This window comes from Nitrospira sp. SG-bin1, from assembly GCA_002083365.1.
In the GTDB taxonomy this organism is placed as follows: Bacteria; Nitrospirota; Nitrospiria; order Nitrospirales; family Nitrospiraceae; genus Nitrospira_D.
In genome coordinates this window covers 420,521-438,710 of record LVWS01000033.1, presented here as the reverse complement: position 1 = coordinate 438,710, position 18,190 = coordinate 420,521, and the positions used below count along the sequence as shown (strand labels likewise).

21 protein-coding genes are annotated in these 18,190 nt (G+C 55.2%); 10 read left to right on the top strand and 11 right to left on the bottom strand.

Annotation, left to right across the window (positions count from 1 at the left end):
• The first annotated feature begins 2 nt into the window (after positions 1–2).
• From A4E19_06545 to A4E19_06535, 3 genes are all read left to right on the top strand, one after another.
• Positions 3–1,385 (top strand): ribosome biogenesis GTPase Der, encoded by a 1,383-nt coding sequence (locus A4E19_06545; GenBank protein ID OQW33003.1) that lies wholly within the window; start codon positions 3–5, stop codon positions 1,383–1,385.
• A gap of 204 nt (positions 1,386–1,589) precedes the next feature.
• Complete coding sequence (locus A4E19_06540) at positions 1,590–1,784, top strand: hypothetical protein (GenBank protein ID OQW33002.1); 195 nt, start codon at positions 1,590–1,592, stop codon at positions 1,782–1,784.
• 192 nt (positions 1,785–1,976) lie between these two features.
• Positions 1,977–2,270, top strand: a complete 294-nt coding sequence (locus tag A4E19_06535) for a hypothetical protein (protein OQW33001.1) — start codon at positions 1,977–1,979, stop codon at positions 2,268–2,270.
• 287 nt (positions 2,271–2,557) lie between these two features.
• Here A4E19_06535 and A4E19_06530 read toward each other — a convergent pair whose 3' ends face one another.
• The 8 genes from A4E19_06530 to A4E19_06495 all read right to left on the bottom strand — a co-directional run bounded on the left by A4E19_06530 (position 2,558) and on the right by A4E19_06495 (position 7,693).
• Entirely contained in the window at positions 2,558–2,875 is a 318-nt protein-coding gene (locus A4E19_06530) for a hypothetical protein (GenBank protein ID OQW33000.1), read from the bottom strand.
• On the bottom strand, positions 2,851–3,048 hold the full coding sequence (locus A4E19_06525) for a hypothetical protein (GenBank protein ID OQW32999.1): 198 nt from the start codon (positions 3,046–3,048) through the stop codon (positions 2,851–2,853). Before A4E19_06525 ends, A4E19_06530 begins: the two co-directional genes overlap by 25 nt.
• A 723-nt stretch (positions 3,049–3,771) precedes the next feature.
• Positions 3,772–4,323: a hypothetical protein gene (locus A4E19_06520; protein ID OQW32998.1), complete on the bottom strand. Its 552-nt coding sequence runs from the start codon at positions 4,321–4,323 to the stop codon at positions 3,772–3,774.
• Positions 4,324–4,326: 3 nt separating this feature from the next.
• Complete coding sequence (locus A4E19_06515; GenBank protein ID OQW32997.1) at positions 4,327–4,905, bottom strand: hypothetical protein; 579 nt, start codon at positions 4,903–4,905, stop codon at positions 4,327–4,329.
• A 301-nt stretch (positions 4,906–5,206) separates the two neighbouring features.
• Positions 5,207–5,461 carry a hypothetical protein gene (locus tag A4E19_06510; protein ID OQW32996.1) on the bottom strand — a complete coding sequence of 85 codons (255 nt, stop codon included), beginning with the start codon at positions 5,459–5,461 and terminating at the stop codon, positions 5,207–5,209.
• A gap of 153 nt (positions 5,462–5,614) precedes the next feature.
• Entirely contained in the window at positions 5,615–5,923 is a 309-nt protein-coding gene (locus tag A4E19_06505) for a hypothetical protein (protein OQW32995.1), read from the bottom strand.
• Positions 5,924–6,034: 111 nt separating this feature from the next.
• Positions 6,035–6,508, bottom strand: coding sequence for a hypothetical protein (locus A4E19_06500; protein ID OQW32994.1), 474 nt, complete (start codon positions 6,506–6,508; stop codon positions 6,035–6,037).
• A gap of 459 nt (positions 6,509–6,967) precedes the next feature.
• Positions 6,968–7,693 carry a hypothetical protein gene (locus tag A4E19_06495; GenBank protein OQW32993.1) on the bottom strand — a complete coding sequence of 242 codons (726 nt, stop codon included), beginning with the start codon at positions 7,691–7,693 and terminating at the stop codon, positions 6,968–6,970.
• Between the two features lie 383 nt (positions 7,694–8,076).
• Between A4E19_06495 and A4E19_06490 the strand changes: the two genes are divergently transcribed.
• From A4E19_06490 to A4E19_06460, 7 genes are all read left to right on the top strand, one after another.
• Positions 8,077–9,291, top strand: a complete 1,215-nt coding sequence (locus tag A4E19_06490) for a hypothetical protein (GenBank protein OQW32992.1) — start codon at positions 8,077–8,079, stop codon at positions 9,289–9,291.
• 164 nt (positions 9,292–9,455) lie between these two features.
• Positions 9,456–9,965, top strand: coding sequence for a hypothetical protein (locus tag A4E19_06485; protein ID OQW32991.1), 510 nt, complete (start codon positions 9,456–9,458; stop codon positions 9,963–9,965).
• 32 nt (positions 9,966–9,997) lie between these two features.
• Positions 9,998–10,303 carry a hypothetical protein gene (locus A4E19_06480; protein OQW32990.1) on the top strand — a complete coding sequence of 102 codons (306 nt, stop codon included), beginning with the start codon at positions 9,998–10,000 and terminating at the stop codon, positions 10,301–10,303.
• Positions 10,304–10,336: 33 nt separating this feature from the next.
• On the top strand, positions 10,337–12,040 hold the full coding sequence (locus A4E19_06475) for a hypothetical protein (GenBank protein ID OQW32989.1): 1,704 nt from the start codon (positions 10,337–10,339) through the stop codon (positions 12,038–12,040).
• 299 nt (positions 12,041–12,339) lie between these two features.
• Positions 12,340–14,448, top strand: a complete 2,109-nt coding sequence (locus tag A4E19_06470; protein ID OQW32988.1) for a hypothetical protein — start codon at positions 12,340–12,342, stop codon at positions 14,446–14,448.
• A 435-nt stretch (positions 14,449–14,883) separates the two neighbouring features.
• Complete coding sequence (locus A4E19_06465; protein ID OQW32987.1) at positions 14,884–15,573, top strand: leucyl/phenylalanyl-tRNA--protein transferase; 690 nt, start codon at positions 14,884–14,886, stop codon at positions 15,571–15,573.
• A 106-nt stretch (positions 15,574–15,679) separates the two neighbouring features.
• Positions 15,680–16,000, top strand: coding sequence for a rhodanese (locus A4E19_06460; protein ID OQW32986.1), 321 nt, complete (start codon positions 15,680–15,682; stop codon positions 15,998–16,000).
• 103 nt (positions 16,001–16,103) lie between these two features.
• Here A4E19_06460 and A4E19_06455 read toward each other — a convergent pair whose 3' ends face one another.
• From A4E19_06455 to A4E19_06445, 3 genes are read right to left on the bottom strand one after another with little or no spacing between them, the layout of a single operon-like run.
• Positions 16,104–17,027, bottom strand: coding sequence for a UDP-glucose 4-epimerase (locus A4E19_06455; GenBank protein ID OQW32985.1), 924 nt, complete (start codon positions 17,025–17,027; stop codon positions 16,104–16,106).
• Between the two features lie 39 nt (positions 17,028–17,066).
• Positions 17,067–17,837, bottom strand: a complete 771-nt coding sequence (locus A4E19_06450) for an rRNA methyltransferase (GenBank protein OQW33194.1) — start codon at positions 17,835–17,837, stop codon at positions 17,067–17,069.
• A gap of 55 nt (positions 17,838–17,892) precedes the next feature.
• Entirely contained in the window at positions 17,893–18,147 is a 255-nt protein-coding gene (locus A4E19_06445) for an exodeoxyribonuclease VII small subunit (protein OQW32984.1), read from the bottom strand.
• Between the last annotated feature and the right edge of the window lie 43 nt (positions 18,148–18,190).

Here is an 18,190-nt window from a genome sequence, read left to right as displayed (position 1 = left end):
TTATGCCGCGCGCAAAGTCTGCTCCCCAACAAGAACCGACGCTGCCGTTACTCCCGACAGAAGGCGGACCGCCGCCGCTCGTGGCCATCATCGGGCGGCCGAACGTGGGGAAATCGACGCTGTTCAACAAAATCTTGGGTGTGAAGATCGCGATCGTGGACGATGTTCCGGGAGTGACCCGCGACCGTAACTATGCCGATGCCGCCTACCGCAATCGAAAGTTTCGGCTGGTCGACACGGGAGGTCTGGATCTGTCTGCTTCCGACAGTATGTTGACGTTGATTCGACGACAGTCGGAACTGGCGATCGCTGAAGCGGACATCCTCATCGTGCTCTTGGACGGTCGCTCGGGATTGACTCCGCCGGATCATGAAGTGGTGCGGCTGCTGCGTGGAGTGACGAAACCACTGTTCTATGCGATCAACAAGATCGACACGCCGAAGTCCGAGCCGTTGCTCGCCGATTTCTACAAGTTGGGTACCGACCAACTCTATCCCGTGTCGGCCGAACATGGCTTGGGGGTCGCCGAATTATTGGATGCGATCTATCCGCTCCTTCCATCGACTGAGGAATCCGACCAGCTGCAACAACTTCCCCGCGTGGCTGTGGTAGGCCGTCCGAACGTCGGAAAATCCACCCTCGTGAACGCCTTGCTTGGAGAGGAACGGGTCGTCGTGAGCGATGTTCCGGGAACCACGCGTGACCCGATCGACTCGCTGGTCACGCACCAGGATCAACGTTATGTTTTTACCGACACAGCCGGCATCAGGCGGCGCGGCAAGGTCGACCGCGGAGTGGAAGGCTACAGCGTCCTCCGATCTCTCCGTGCCATCGGCCGGTCGGACATCGCCATCCTGATTCTGGATGGGGTGGAAGGCGTCACGGAACAAGATACCAAGATTGCCGGAGCCATTCTGAAGCAAGGGCGTGCCTGCATTCTCTTGATCAACAAGTGGGATTTGCGCGCTGCAGATCCGAAGGCACGACAAGCGTATGAACGCGAACTCCGTCGCCGGTTTCCCTTCCTCACCTGGGCGCCGATCCTATACGGCTCAGCCCTCAAACCGGACTCCGTCCATCGCCTGTTTCCTCTTCTCAGGGACGTGCACACCATGTTTACCAAGCGCGTTCCCACCGGAATGCTGAATACTTGGCTCCAGAGGATTCTAGTGACCCACCCCTTGCCGACTCGCAAACACAAGCCGTCCGCCGTCACGAAATCCGCCTTCATCACACAGGTGGCCACCAAACCGCCGGTCTTCGCCTTGTTCGTCGGCCATCCGGAGGACCTCACGCCCTCGTATCTGAAATATTTGGAAAACCAGCTGCGCGAGACGTACCAATTCACCGGTACCCCGCTCCGCATTATGGTGAGAAAAAAGTAGCCGTTTCGTCGCAGACCTAATTCCCAATACCGCATCCGCACTTACCAGTTACTTCGCATGCCAGCAGATTCTTGTATGCAGGAGTGTGCTCGGCTAAGAAGCAGGATGCGCGAATCACCATCTGCTCCTCACGGAAGAGTGACTCTGTTGTATAGAGATCCTCCCTTCGTTGCGCCGTGAACATCGCAGTGCTAGACTGCGTCCATGGTGCAGAATCAACCAGCAGCGCTCTTCCCTGATCCCGTCATTGAACGCTATAAGCACGATGTCGATCGCACACTCTTGCGGGAAAACTTGAAGCTCTCCGTCGAACAACGATTTCGACAGCTGCACGCACTGCAACAATTTGCCGCCGAGCTGAAACGAGCGCCTCGATCGACCGCGCATGACAGACTTTGAAGCGCTCATCAAGCTGCTGGCAACAGCCCACGTGGAATTCATTCTCGTCGGGGGCGCTGCGGCAACGGCTCACGGAGCATCCCGGTTAACAATGGATTTGGACGTGGTGTACGGTCGGTCGGACCAGAACCTCGACGGCTGACCGCCTGCCTGGCTCCCTATCATCCCTATCTGCGCGGTGCGCCGGAAGGCTTGCCGTTTCAGTTCGACACCCCCACACTCCAGCGTGGACTCAATTTCACCCTCATCACCGATGTCGGCGCGCTGGACTTGCTGGGAGAAATTATTGGCGGGGGGCAGTATGAAGACCTGCTGCCCCACACAATCGACATCAAGCTATTCGGCGTTTCTTGCCGCTGCATCACCTTATCGAAATTGATTGAGGTCAAACGTGCCGCCGGCCGCCCCAAAGATCTCGAAGCCCTGGCCGAGCTTGAAGCGCTCCAGGAAGAACAAGCATCCAAGCTGAAGAAGCTCTCTTCCTAATCAGTGTCGAGAGAGCAACTCTAGGCCCCTCGCCCGTACCGACGTTGGCTCTTGAAAGCTCAATTCTAACCCAGACACTATTAGCATCCGAGACGATTGGTTGACCCTGGACGTGCGCAAAACAGGGATCCGGCCATGGCGGAGCGGTGCCTGCGAGGGGGAGAATAGGCGCTGGTTGGATTTCCAATAGTCACCATCGATAGGACATTACCCGCTCCTGCTCATGGTGAGGAAGAAGTACGCATCCTCTTCGAGGATTCTGTTCTGTCACAGGGGGCTCCCAATTCCTAGCTGCCTATGTCCCAAGGTTCTCGGCGGACAAGGGCTAGCAAATCCCGCGCGCCGTGGACCACTCGCAGAATAAAGACTTCGTCGTCTTTCAGGAGATAGACGATTCGGTAATTCCCGAAAATCACTTCTCGCAGGTCTGGACGACTGAATTCGGGAACGATGCGCCCGATGTGCGGATTCTTGAGGAGTGTGTCTGCAGATTCGACGATACGATCGACGAATGTAATCGCATGGAGTACAGAATCGCGGGCGATAAAGTTTTCGATATCCTGAAGATCGTTCCCGGCGGTCAGCGACCAGCGGACTTGCGCCATCGGGCCATTCTTTCTTTCAGCTCTGCGTGGGTGAGGACCCGACCCTCGGCTACATCCTGAAGACCTTTCTCGACTTGTTGTTTGAAGAACAGCTCTTCCATGATTGCGCTGGTGCTCACGTCGTCAGGTAGTTTCTTAATGAGTTCCAACGCTTCGGCCTTGGCTTTCGCCATGTATGCCTCCATTGTTGACTGCTATTCCCTAGGCTAGGCCCAGATACCCCAAAAAGCAAGTCTGTAGCATGGAGCGGTGAAAGGGAAAGTTGCGCACCCAACCATAGGCGTAGAGGACGAAGATGGGTCTGGAGGGCACGCGGCTGCTGAGGGTGTTGGATTGAAAAGTCTCATATGTATTCGGGAATTGTCCATGTAGTGCAATGCCACGAACCGACCCCCGTTTTTTATGTGGCCACGCCAGCCAACTTAAAACAATTACTGATGCAACAATTCCGCGCTCCCCAGCTGTCGCCAGAAATTGCGTTTGCTCAACTGAAGGGGCATCCCATTCTGGACACTTTACCTCAACAAAGCGAAGGGTCTCTCCCCGCAGGTCCCAGATGACCAAGTCCGGACACCCTTTTGGACACCTGCCCGACAATAGAGGTGGGTCAAAGTCTCTGACACAAACTTTGGGAGTTTAACGCGAACCGTTCGCAAGCGCCCGCTGGAATCCGGCTGCAGGTCAATTACACCTAATTTTGTGCTACGGGAATTTGAGCCAAGCACCCTGCTCGGACGACCGTGGTGGAGAGCCAGTGGCTTTTTCCACCACTTAACATTCGCACGATCAAGCAACAGCACATTCCCTCGCAGACACCAAGCGGGACTACCTAGCGCCTAGCCACTCATCCGCCGGCGAAACCGGTCGGTTGCACCGGTTTGTTGGGCGTCTTACGTCTATACATACTGCTGGAGTTCCCCTGCCACGCCATTTGCCACACGGGTGAACACGATACCGCGGTCCTTGCAGATAAGACTGCACACCGAGAAGCCCACCACAGCTGGATGGCGGGATGTAAAGTTACAGAGCCACGTGATGTCGCCAGTGCATAGCCGATGATCATTAGCCTTGAACTCAACTACAGCTGCTGGATCGTTGCTAGGCACACCATTGATCCAAACCGTCTCATTAGGATTATGCCAAATCACTAAGTCCTTGCGCCCAAGCATCTTTGCGCCGGTTCTCGGTAGTTGTTTTACCGCTACCTCGATTCCAATTCTGGATTGGTCAATCTCTTGTGCCAAGAAAGAGTGAGCAAACAAATTCACCAGTTCGTTTTCACGGCCGAACCACTTAGGCTCCTTTAAAAAACCAACCAAGTCGAGAAGTTTCGATTCGATTATTTTGCCAATGTCGCTCACGATGCAGCCTAAGACGCCCAACGCTGCGTATGAGCGATAAGCGAAAGCAGGACGAAGCGCCGACCTAGCATGTCCGACTCCACGCACTTGTTAGGCATCATCTCTCCGCTCGTGCTCCTCAAAACCGTGATATCGCTTTTGACCGCGGCTCTTACGAATACGACCCACTTTCGTGTTATCGATTCGTCGCTGAAGGAACGAAACCAAGTCCTCGAAGCTGCTGGCAGGGATTGTTTGCCACTTTGAGCCATACTCTCGCTGAATGGCGGAGTAGATGACAGTGTACTTTCGGCTGCCTTCCTTCTCTGTATCTTGCTTTTGATAGTCCTGATACTTTCGGATCAGATACTCAATGTATGAGGTCATCGCGGCGACCGCTCCAATTGCGTCACTAGGCGGGTTAAAGCGAACCGATTTCTTTGTGGTCTTGAGATTGACAGTTTGTGCTTGAATGGCTCCCGGGCTTTTGTACGCAACGTTTCCGCCTGAGTTGATGATGACTATACTTTCATACTTCTTAAGTAAGCCTTGGGCAACGGTATCCTGAGCAAGGCTTATCTCAATTGCTCCCTTTCTTTCATGCTCGCGCTTCATTGTCTCCAATGCAAAAAGAGGATACTCATCAACCTCAGTATCTATGATCGTGTGATGCCTGCCGCAAAGCAGCATTAAGTTGCTGAAGCTGTGCCTATCTTCGTTTCCCTGCACGGGATCGTATCTTGGCCCATTGGGTGACGCTGCACGAATATGCGCGATCTCTCCCGTTATTGTTCCTGAGGCTTCCACTAACGGACTTTGACAGTTGGGAAACGCACATTTATTGCCTGATACAGCGAAGAGGCGCTTTACGGTTTTGAGCGTGGGCGCATTCATTTTATTTAGTGCCTAAACGCCGAGGATGAGCGGCGGCCGGCCGCAAATCCACCCACACGAAGCGGCCTGTCGCCTCATCCCAATGTTAGACACCTCGCTACTCGATTAGTTTGCGTGGCAACTGTTGCTTCTTTAGTGAGGCGCCTTCAGTAAGTAACTTGGGAGTTTCCTTCTTCAATCGGCGCTCTTCAAAGTGCACACGCTTCTTTTCAACTGCAGCGCGAATACTGTTTTGAATTGGAGTGAGTCTGCTTTGGCTCGTTTTGAATTCAACGAGAGTGATGTCGGTAACTTCGCCCTGGTAGTAGCCATCAAATATCACGAAGTCGACGGGGTCAAAAATTGGGCGCACATCATATGGATGATGCCCAAATCCTGGAAACATTGGCGCAATTTTCTCTAGTGTTTTCCCGAGCTGTCCTGCTCTTGATTTTGCGACAGCATCCTGACGAATCTCTCTAATACGGGTACCAAGCCGCTTATCGACAGCTCTGTCAACCTTTTCTTACCACTTATCCTCGAGTTCTTTAAGCGCTTCCTCGTGTTCCATTTCCAATGAATCCAACACATCTTCATGCTCGGCTTCAGTTTCTTCAATTTGTGCTTCTAGCTGCTCCCACTCTTCCTTAATGCGGTCGCGATCTCGCTTTAGAAGTGTCAGTAGGTCCCGCGGCGGTTCCTTGCCATAGGTGAGTTTTACCTCGGAGAGCCTGAAGGGTTCATGGCAATGAGGGCAGCGGCCATAAATGTTTTTCTCGTGCTTATAGTAACTGAGCAACGAGCTGATATCCCCTGACATGTTTACGCGGGACATGTATGGCCTCCTTACACTCACTGGAGACGCCTAACGTTTAAACTCAGGCTCCGGCCCGTCGCCCCTGCAGCCAATGGTTATGCGATAGCGCACTAGTTGCACTACCACCAACTACGGATTTGCGGCCAACAACTCTTTGGCCTTCAGCAGCCGCTTAAGTACTGCCTTGTAGCGAGGCCCCTTTCTGACATCTGCGTACCTCTCATGGCCTGGCATGCGGTAGAACCCTTCAACGGCTTGAATGTATCGCTCGCTGTACTCAACTTCCTGGTGGTAATTTTTCTGCTTCCTTGAAAGGATAGCGACACGCTCAAAATAGAAAGGCGCCGCAACAATACCGGCAGTCATCATTGCCCGGAGTTCTGCGTCACAGCAGCGCTTCATGTACTCGATGTCATCTTTATGGGATTCAGCGTATTCCCAGGTTTGCTTGTCCTCAACGAGGTTAGTGCCACCGGTTACCTCGGCAATCAGCTCTCCACTTGTCTTAGCTCCACCATTTGTCTTCTTAAGCAAAGGGTTTGCCTTCTTAAGGAGCAGGCTCATCCATATATCTACATGTTGGAGATCACAGAACATCCTCATGCTGCATAACTATGAAGTCTGCTGCGGCCTACCCGCGCAGCGTCCAAGCGACATCATCTGAATGCTTTGCTTTGGGTAGCAACGGAGAATCATCTCTGCGCGATAGTCTGCCAGGAGCGAAGCTTCCCTCCAAATGATTTCGTGCAGTCTGCCAAGACGGAAACCGGTGGGGATTAGAAGATGTGAGGAACCATTATCCTGAGCGTAGAGAGGGAATTAGCAAACCTAGAGTCAACTCACTTTCAGGACCGATTAAGAGATTCAATTGTCAATCCCTCGATCAGCTCGAAGTGACGACGATTGTTTGTGAGGCCGTCAGGCCATACCGCAAGCCTGTTGCACCAATCAAGAGGTCGAAATCACCAACCGCTTTACCCAACTTCCGTAGGCGTCCTCGCTGCTGACCAAATATTTGCAGGTGTCTTCATCGAAATCCTGGCCAGCTCATGAACAGACATGTCATTGCTCTTCGTCCTCTTCGTCGTACCACTTCTCGCGATAGATCGGGCAGAAGCCTTTCGAGCGGAGAAAGTCGGTCACGTCCTTAATCATGCCGCCGTTTCCGCAGAGATACACGGCAAGGTTGTCCACCGTCTTGACTCGCTCCTGCACCAGCGCGGTGACGCGGCCGGTGGGACCGGTCCATCCAGGATCCGGACGAGACAATGTGATGGTCCTGTGAAACAGAGGATGCCGCGCCGACAGTTCGCGCAGCTCTTCCTGATAGTACAGATCCCGCTGGGCACGAAGACCCCATAGCAAGGACACGACCTGCTGAGTGGTTTTAGGTAACAGGGTATGGAGCATAGACCGGATCGGGGCAATCCCCGTCCCGGTCGCGACAAACAGCAGATTGCGCGGCGCATCGTCGCGCAGCCGAAAGCTTCCGGCCGGCCCTTTGAAATGGACCTGATCTCCCGGTTTGAGACCAAAGAGGAAGGTCGATCCTGGTCCGTGGTCCACGCGGTTGAAGACCACTGTGATAATGCTCCGTTGACTGGGCGGCGAGGCAATTGAATAGGCACGTATCATCGGATAGGGTTTCCCTTCGACGGGAATCTCAAAGGAAATGAATTGTCCCGGCTGAAAGTCCAATGTCGTGGGCGAAATCACTCGCAAATCGAGCTCACGGACATCGTGTGTGAGATCATGCGCTCGGACGACTTCGGCGGCATTCGTCTGCATCCTTGAGTCCTCCTTTTCGTTCGACATAGTCTGATGCGCACTCTTGATATCTTATCCGAGCCCGTGAGCATGAAAATAGGGACGAGCCGGATTCCCAAGCATCACCGTGATGCCAGTAGCCCGATAAGTTACACCTTATGGGAAAAGATCAGACGGTGGTGCGCTTCGAGCGGTCAATCTGTTGCCGCTGCGGGCCGATATATCTACAGCTCCAATCAGCAACGCCGCTTTCGGGTTGACTCCAATTCTGAGCTCATGCTATTCGCATAACTCACCCGTAGGCTATCAGTGGGATGACCGCACGCCTCAGGTGCAAAACGCAAGAAAGTTTCCATTTAGAGAGAAACAACCATATCATCACTTCCGCACGGATCACCCGCTCTATGGATCGATTCACGCACACTCGGCTGCTCTTTCTCGCGGTATTTCTCCTCGGACTCGGTAGCGCGGGATGCGCCTCCGCCGATCCAACGGACGGAGGAAAGACACAGACACCCACCTCCGATCTTCTCCTTCTTACCGCCTTGGAAACTCAACTGGATACCTCTACGACTCAGCAACCCCAGACCGATGATGCAGCCCCCGGTCTACCCGAGATCGATGAAGCTCTACCGAACCCCCAAGATGAGATCCCTGCGGCTGTCCCGCCCCAGGGCAACGAGAGTCCGTCACCGCCGCCATCCGATAGTGCTCCAGCCGCTCAGCCTCAAGTGGACAATCCTCCGGCTGCGCCACAGGAACCCGATCGTCCAACGCCCGTCCTCGGTGAGGTGAACCCCTCCATCAGGCTCACGGGCCGGGTTTGGCGGGCCAAGCCGGGAATCGTTTTCTTGAAAACACCGATCGGGCTCATGTCGCTCAGCTCAAAGACCACGCTCAAAACGCTCCCCGCCTCGCAAGAAGTGTCCTTTTTGATCCACGAAGACCACGTCGTCGTAGATATCGTGAGGCGAACCGATGGGGCTCTCGTCCACCGCTACCTGACCGGACCATTCAAACGAGACCACGAAGACCGCACAAAGTTGATGCGCTGGACTCCAGAAGGCGGTGAAAGGGCTTTCCACATGGGCGCGCAGGAGCGGGCGCTCGCAAGCCGCAAGGACGGCGAGCCCGTGACGGTGGAAGTTGACGGCACGGATACCGTCATCGGTATCCATGACCTTCAGTTCGACCTTCAGATCGGCCAGGCCGCCGCCAATGGGGCCAAGGCACATCTGTTGCTGACCGGAACCATCTCAAAACTGAAGTCCAATTTCATTTTCTTTCGGACGCCGATCGGCATTGTCAACGTCAACGCTAAAATCGGGATCAAGAATGCCAAGGTCGGACAGACTTTGACTTTGCGCATGCATGACCACCATGTGGTGGCGGATCTCTCCTCGTCCAGCGACTCTGCCCCCGTCCGACGTTTCCTCACGGGTCCATTGGAATTCGCCGCTCAGGATCGGGCCAGCGTCCGGCTTTGGACCCCGGAGGGAGAACAGATCTACCCGGCGGATCTCGGCAAATCGGCGCTGAACGGGGCACGGGAAGGGACCCCCATTACGGTGGAACTTGATGGGGAAGGCGACGTCGTCGAATTTCACCGGATCAAGTAAGTTCTTGAACCTCCGCCCTCGTCTTGACTCTCTTTTCCATCCCCTCGTAGACTGCGCGGCGTATGAGCGTATCATCTACGATTCGCCGCTCGACGGCTTCCCCTCCGATCGATTCCCAATCTGCCAAAACTTTTGATACCCTGTATAAGGACCACGTAGATCTCATGTATCGATTCGCCTATCGTTTGTGCGGCGAACCGGAGGCTGCGAAAGACTTGGTCCAGGAAACCTTTCTGAATGCCTATCGGGGTTACGATAGATTTCGCGGTGACGCGCAGGTTTCGACCTGGCTCTATACCATTGCCTCGCGGGCATGTCTGCGCATGCGGCGCAGACGGAAGGGAGCCCCGGAGCGAGAGTTGTCCCTCGAGGAATTCGTGCCCGCGTCCGACGGTGAATTTCGCTTACAGATCCCCATCGATGGACTCAGTCCCGAGGAGGCCCTCCACAACAAGCAATTGCGAGAAGCGCTCGATGCCGCGATCAACCAATTGCCGAAGAAGTACAAAATGGTCCTGGTGCTTCGAGACATGGAAGGCTTAAGCGCCAAGGAGGTCGGGGCCATCATGGGTTTGAACGAACGAGCGGTGAAATCACGCTTGCACCGGGCTCGATTGTTCGTGCGCCGGCAACTCAGCGCCCGGGGTCTCGGGGAAGCCAGCGACCATGAATAGACCTCACCGCGCAGCAGGGAGACACATTTACAATGGGCAAACGTAACGCGTCCAAGCGGCAGGCGAGATCCTCAACGACGCGACACCCCCACCCGCATGGGAAAAGCCGGTGTCTGCGCATTCTCCGCCAGTTGTCCGCCTATATCGATGACGAACTCTCCGCGGACATTTGCCAAGAAATTCGTCGACACCTGGGCGCCTGTCCAAATTGTGAAATCTTCGTGGCGTCGTTGCGCCAAACCGTGTCGCTCTGTCGCCACAGTCCGGCACCGTCGTTATCAACGGCCGATCGAGCGTTGATCCGCGAGAAAATCCTAACGACCGCCTATTCCCGGTAATCGACACCCACAACCCTATCACCATTTCTCATCATGAAGAAGAATCTCTTGTGTGGCATTGTCCTTCTCTCCGGACTGTGGGCAACCATTGAAACAACCCTGCCTGACCTTACGATGGCGGCATCCAAGACTCCTCGGAAGGCGAAAACCGATACCGCGCACCAAGCCGCCGTCGAGACAGCGCTTCGATATGCTGAAGCCATCGCGAAAGGCGACAAGATCACGGCGGGACAACTGGACTTCGCCTGTCAATACAAACTCATGCCGGTGTTGCCTCCAAATCCTCAGAAACCTCCGACGGCTGCGGCCTCGTATGAGAGTTGTTGGCAGGAACTGACCGCCGGCCACAGCTCTGTTTTGAAACGCTCTGATATTGGGATGGACATCCTCTGGCCCAGCACAGGTCCCCTCGCTTTTTATGGAGATGAACTTCCCCGGATTCAGGCCTCCGCCTTCGTGATGGATGCGCTGGGAATTTCGCCGCCTGGAACCGGCCTTCATCTCACTGTGACAAGCAGCCGCCCCATCCCGAACGGATCTTTCCGACTGAAACCGAACGGTAAAGTCCTCGGCGTTCCCACCACGCTGGTTGACTTGACGGTTCATTACCACGACCCTCTCACATCCCCGGTGACGTACGGACCAGGCTCCGTCCAATGGACGAATACGATCAAACGTGAACGTCGAGCCTTAAAATCCATCGTGACTCGGTGGGTGGTCTTTACCGGACTCCGCACCCATGGGTTTCCACACGATCACGCGGTGTTCCATCTCCCCGTAACCTCCAAGCCAGAAGCACCTGGTATGGTCGCTGAACGAATCCCATTCGCGACCGAAACAAGCCGAGCCCTTCCCGAGTCGATTGTCTGGTGGGGTTCTGATGATCAATCCGGCACACTGGCGGCGGCAGCCACCCAAGCCGCGGCGTTTCCCGAACTGCACGATCGCGTCGCCATGCTCAATCGTATCCTGATCATCGACCCGCATCATGCCGATGCGCTCACAATTCTCACAAAACATCTCCATGCCACCTTGCTTCAAGAAGCCGCCAAAGGTCACCGGTTAACCATCACGGATCCGGCGTTATCGCGGGCCGTCAACGAATTCTACTGGAACATCTATGCAGCCGCCGGTCGCCTCGACCTGTCGAACGCGATGGAAATGGGTGGACTCGCGCAGCCGACGCCCGCCGATTTCTTGTATCGGCTGTTACCCGCGCTGGAAACCCTTGCGACCATCCATCCGGACCAGTTGGATACCCGCTTCCGTCTCGGCATGGCCTATCGCTGGAACAATGACCAGGTGCCCATGATCGAGACGTTTGAAACGTTGGTCCACGACATTCCCGCTGACTTAAGGATGCCCAGAGCGTCGGCGCTGGTGCAGCTGGCCTGGTCCCGCATCAACAAGGTGGCATGGAATCGGATTTTGCACGACCCTGATAGTGTCCGCGCCTACGAGGATGCTCAGGCTTCATCGGCCATCGCCGAGCTGCCGCTCGATAAGTTTCTTTCCGAATACACCATGGCCTACAGCATGATTTTCATGCCCAACTACGGCGATAAGCGTCAGATGCTCCGCCATCTGACCGAGGCGAAACGCTGGTTTGACGAGATACCGGGGAAAGACGACGAGGTCTGGCGCTATTTCCTCCATAGCGAATTGCTGAAAGCCGTGCTCGACGCCGACCCGCTGTTTCAGCCCATCCTGGCCTCAGCAGAGGAGATCAAGGAGTAGTCGTCTCATCTCTATTAATTGTCATTCCATCAAACCGACAGCATCAGATAAATTCGGACCTTGAAGGTCCACTCCCGGACAATTTGACACATTCAAATCTCTAAGCTCGCCGCTTTATAATAGCTGTTGCTCAGTTTGAGATCGAATTCAGCTAGGACGAGCGCTCTCTAGGCTCCACTCGTATAACGGGCAAATGGAACAGTAGCTCTGCTGAAAGTGGCCTCCGGCATCTACCGTATCACACTGAGACCACGGGACTGGCGCAAGATGCTGAGCTTGCATGCGGAGTGTGAAATCCTATGCCTCTCAATGAGTCCGCCCTCTCGTTAGCGTGGCTCCTACGCGCTCTTACGCAAGGAGAAAGTACTGGACCGTCACACCAATCTCCTGGCTTTGGCCAGCGTTCAACTGAGGGTGCCGACACGCCGCAGCACCGGTGGCACGCCCTCTCTACGGCGATGCGCGAGCATCAGAATGCGCTGCCTGACAAGGATGCCGAACTGGACTCTGACATCTGGCTATGCAAGTCGCAGACTGTGACGGATGGGATCCTGAGGGCGATTTGGCGACCTCCAGACAACCTTGATGATTTCGCGCCTGGTCCGCTAGGTCAAGCCACGTCGGCAGGTTGGGATGTACGTCCTACGCAATCAGCGCGGCTCGACGCGCTCATCGCCGATCAGCCGTCGTTTCCAGACGAGATGTTGCTGGTCCGCTGTAACAAGGCGGTCGCCTCTTACATGCGACTGTACGAAGCCACTACTCCCCCGTTGGTTCAGCCAGAACTGAAGTCACTTATCATAATGATCAACCAGATCCTTGCATGGCTGAATATTGCGATCGGAGCGTATCTTCGGGGCATCGTCCTGACGCCCTTCAGAACACCTCAGGATCTGGAAACGCTAACCAGCATGGCTGAATTACGCATTGCCGCAGTCGCCGGAAGTGGGGATGACGACCCATTTCTGCAGACTTCTCTCGTTGGCATGTACAACACCACTAGGTTTCAACCGGACCAGCCATCTTCTACAGGACCGACTCACTCCGGGCAGGGCGAAGTCTGGCGGGAGCGCTGGGGTTGGCTGACTCAGGATGCGGCACCTGAGGACGCACGTACCGCCATCATCATTGCAGCCCAGCTGCTTGCTAACGTCGCGATCGTCAGCCCACTCATCAAGACGGCGGGAACCGCCAGCCAAAGAGATTCGACAGCGGCGCTTTGCTATCTTCGCCGCCTGCTTCTGACGCTGCGTGCCATGGCGTGGGCAGAGGAGGCCCTTCAAGTGGAGTGGCGGCTCGTGCGCCCGGCAGACCTGCTTTGTTTCGCCTATAGCGCCTTGAGGCCGAACTGGCCACGTCGCATGATTGCACTCAGTCACAGGTCGAGCACTGTGAAACCGCGGTTGTTTAGTACCCCTTTTTGGGACTCGCCATTCGCAGCCCTTGATGCCACTTATGCTCCGCAGTGGGAGACCAACATCGGGATGATCTGGGGCCTTTTCGCACCGACTCCAACAATCGTGCGCATGCCGTCGCCACCTTATCGTGAGTCAGAGTGGTGTCAGCGCGAATCGGAACTTCTTGACTATCTCGTCAACCGATGTGACTTCATGCGCAACAGGCGTCTGATCGATGCATCGGAATCAGACGCGACAAACCTAAGTAGCCTGCTCAATGAACCGCGCCACGAGCCTGGCTCTTGGCCGCGACCGGTTCGCCTGCTTCATTTTCCCCTTCTGAGCGCTGCCGAAGCCGCTCTGATGAGCGCGGCTGGCGCCGTCCGGTTGATCAGTGTTGCGGCAGCAGGGCGGACCAATGTGGTCGCTCAGGTGATTCGTACATTATGGCAAGGCAGCCACCCGGATCTCCCTTGTCTCACGAACAATGTTGGTGGGTGGCGTGATTACGTAGATATCTTTCGCGCGCTCCCATCCAGTACGGCTCAAGCGATTGACGACGGTCGTCTTATAATTGATGACCACTGGGATTTCGCGGATAGACTGAGATTCCTGGAATTGGCGAAGAACCTACCGGACTTCGGAGACCCTCGTGTCCCAGCACTTCGCGATCACTTGGCCGCGTTTGAATGGATGCTCGTCGAGGAAGAAGCGCTGCTGCGCGACTACGCCTATGCCAATCTTGTCGTTGATTGTCGGCATGTTTCCCGAGAGCATTGGGAGCGCAGCGCAGCATACACCATAGGTCGTGGATTGACGTCCACGGCGACCCGCGTCCCTGTCTGGTTCCTTCAGAGCGCGAACGAGCGCGTGGATCAATGGACAATGGTTGGCGATTATCGACCGATCTTCACCGAACATTTCGAAGGCCAGTTCTCATGGATGAATATCGTTTCTTTACCGGAAGGCTGGTTTGAACGCTATTCGGAAAGGAATGGTCTACGCTGGTAGCGTGTGGCGTCAGACTTCACACCTCGGTCCTGGATCCTGGTCCTGAGATATCCCCATGGACGGCTCGATCGTGGGGAGCAGGACCGCGAGGCCTGTGTGCACTATCCTATCGGAGTTAGCGTAACCCATCACCGCTAATCTTATCGCGTTTAATGTGGCATACTGGCTGTGTGCGTGTGCCGTGCTCAATCGCGAGTGGGCACGCTATATGTGCCTACGCTTTGAGGAAGATCCCATGTTCTAGTGGCGTGGGCAAAAAAACGTTTTTGTCCACCCTCCTAGGATTGATTCGACCACCCTATAGCCGACTGTTGCAAGCTACGGAAACGTGTCGATAGCTGACGCTGACTGCCAAATTGGAGCTGAACTACTACACCTCTTTCATGTTTCTCCCGGCATAGTCTTTTTACCCCGCTTCACGTATCGTAAGTCGCGATGGTTCGTTTACACAGACAAGATCTTCGTTTTCCACCAGTTGAGCAGGCCACTCCTGAAGGCTTGCTTGCCGTTGGCGGAGATCTCCGCCCGGAGCGCCTACTTACAGCCTATCGGCACGGCATCTTCCCTTGGTACAACGACGATCAACCCATTTTGTGGTGGTCGCCTGATCCTCGCGCCGTGTTGTTCCCCGACAAGCTTCATGTCTCACACAGCCTCAAGAGAACCCTTCGCTCGAACATGTTTGCCGTCACGCTCGATACCTGTTTTCGCCACGTCATGGAGCAGTGCGCGGGACCGCGTTCGCAATATCCGGAAGGGGGCACCTGGATCACCGGTGACATGCTGGAGGCCTACACACGCTTGCATGAACTCGGCTATGCTCATTCCGCCGAGGCCTGGCAGGACGGTCGCCTGGTCGGCGGATTGTATGGCGTGGCGATCGGAGGCGCCTTCTTTGCCGAGTCAATGTTTACACGAGTCGACGATGCATCCAAAGTGGCGCTCGTCAGGCTGGTCACACAACTCCAAGCCTGGAATTTTCGACTTATCGATTGCCAGCAATCCTCTCCGCATGTCATGCGGTTCGGCGCGGTAGAAATTCCCCGGCGAGACTTCATCCACCACCTTGCAGTTGCAATCACGCTTCAGGACCGACGCGGACGCTGGCAGTTCGACAAGGCATGAGAACCGGAGAGAGTGGAGAGGTCGGGTCAACCCGGCGGTGAAGCGCAATTGACAGCCTTTTCCTCGGTCGCTTATGATTTAACCCCAGTCACGAGGAGGAGGTCATATGAGCTTCACGATTACACCGAAAGAGCTGAAGGCTCGAATCGATAAAGGGGATAAGCTGGTGCTCTTGGATGTGCGCGAGCCGTGGGAGAACCAGCTTGCCAAGCTTGATAACTCCGTGTTGATCCCTCTAGGCACCTTGCCCCAATCCCTTTCAAAATTGGACCGAAACACGGAGATTATCGCCTATTGTCATCATGGGATGAGAAGCGGAGATGCCACGGGATTTCTGCTCCAACAGGGATTCTCGAATGTGAAGAATTTGATCGGGGGAATCGATGCCTGGTCGGTCCAAGTCGATGGGAGCGTTCCTCGATATTGATCCGTGACGCATGGAGAGACCGGCGGCTACGAGTCAGTCGCTTCGTCTGAAGTTGGCTAGGCTGGTACTTGTGTGACCGACTGCGATGATTGAGGTCGGCAGACTAGCGGCTCTTTCCTTGGAAAAATTCCACCGTCTCCTTCAGCCCCTCGGCAAGTCCCACCTTGACGTCCCATCCCAGTTCCTGCTTGATCCTTGACGGGTCCACCACACTGCGAATCTGCTCGCCTGCCTTGGCCGGGCCATGAACTTCCTTGGCACTGGAACCGGTCAGGCCGGCCAGCATGCGGAACAGCTCATTGACGGATGTCTCGGTGCCGGTTCCTACATTGTAGACGCCGTGGGCGTCCTGGGCCATGGCGGCGAGGTTGGCTTCCGCCACGTCGTCGACGAACACGAAATCTCGGGTTTGCCGGCCGTTTCCGTTGATGATGGGCTGCTCGCTGTTCAACATCTTTTGGATGAAGATGGCGACGACCCCTGCCTCTCCATCGGGATCCTGTCTTGGCCCATACACGTTGGCATAGCGGAGGCTGACGACTGGAATCCCGCTGACCCGTTGGAAGTAGGACAAGTAATGTTCGCCGCACAGCTTACTGATGCCATAGGGTGACAGTGGTTTGGTGGGATGAGACTCAACGGCCGGAAACGCTTCCTGTTCACCATAGATCGCCCCCCCGGACGAGGAGAACACGACCTTTCGGCACCCATACCGAACCGCTTGCTGCAGCACGTTCATCGTTCCCAAAATGTTGACCTGCGCATCGAACACCGGATCATCCACCGAACGACGGACATTGATGTGAGCCGCAAGGTGAAGGACGATGTTGGGCCGTTCATTGCGAAAAACCCGTTCGAGACGCCAACTGGTAATGTCGGTTTTGTAGAGACTCGCCGCGCGGTTCACGTTTTTCCGTTTTCCGGTGGCCAGATTGTCGACGATGACCACTTGATGCCCCTCTTCAACGAGTCGGTCCACCACATGAGACCCGATAAACCCTGCGCCGCCCGTCACGAGTACTTTCATTGGCCCTCCTGAATGAACGCTCAGCCGTTCCGATACTCCTTACATACCATGAAACGGGGTACCGTACTCAAAGATTGCTAATATTTCCTGATTCCCCTTTTTCCCTTTGACCGGGGACTCTACCGTCCTCCTCGTCTGCAACCCCATGTCGGCGGCGAATCGCACGATGCGCTGCACTGCCTCCATCCTTTGCGCATCGTCGCGCACGATACCCCCCCGACCCACTTGGCCCTTTCCCACTTCAAACTGGGGTTTAATCAAGGCGATGACGCGGGCCGCAGGCCGGAGAAATTGCGCGACGGGGGGAAGCACCTTCATCAATGAAATAAACGACACATCGATGACGACCAGATCAACCGGCTCCGGAACAGCCGAAGGAGGCATATAGCGTATGTTGGTCCGCTCAATCAGCACAACGCGCGGGTCCTGTCGAAGCCGCCAGTCGAACTGACCATAACCCACGTCGACCGCGTAGACCCTCGCCGCTCCCCTTTGGAGCAAGCAGTCGGTGAACCCTCCGGTGGAGCATCCGACGTCCAGACAAATCAACCCGTGTGGATCGATCGAACCGAAGTCCAGAGCCGCCTCCAGCTTTTCGCCGCCTCGGCTGACGAACGGTTTACTTTCTCCGACAATCTCGATGTTCGCATCGATGGGAATCACCCTGGACGGCTTGTCGACGATCTGTCCGTTGCTTTTTACCTTGCCGGCGAGAATCATCCGAACGGCGATGTCTCGACTCTGTACCAGTCCGCGACTCGTCATCACATGGTCGCAACGATCCCTACCGCGTTGTGTGTTTGTACCCATGAGAACGAAAATGGGAAGATGAGACAAGAACGATGATCAAAAGACTGATTGACTCTCAGTCCTCGGTGGAGCCCGCTACATCAATGTCATTGGAACTGAAGGCACGTAATTGCTTTTTTCCATTCGTATCCTGGACCAGCACCTCGACTTTCCGTTCAGCCTCTTCCAATACTTTCAGACAGTTCTTTGACAGGCGAATACCCTCCTCGAAAATCTTCAAGGATTCATCAAGCGGCAGATCACCTTTTTCTAATTCTCCCACGATGGCTTCCAATCGGGCCATCGCTTGCTCAAACTTCACACCAGCCACTACGTCTCCTTTTCATACAACAAGCCGTACATCATTAATTATA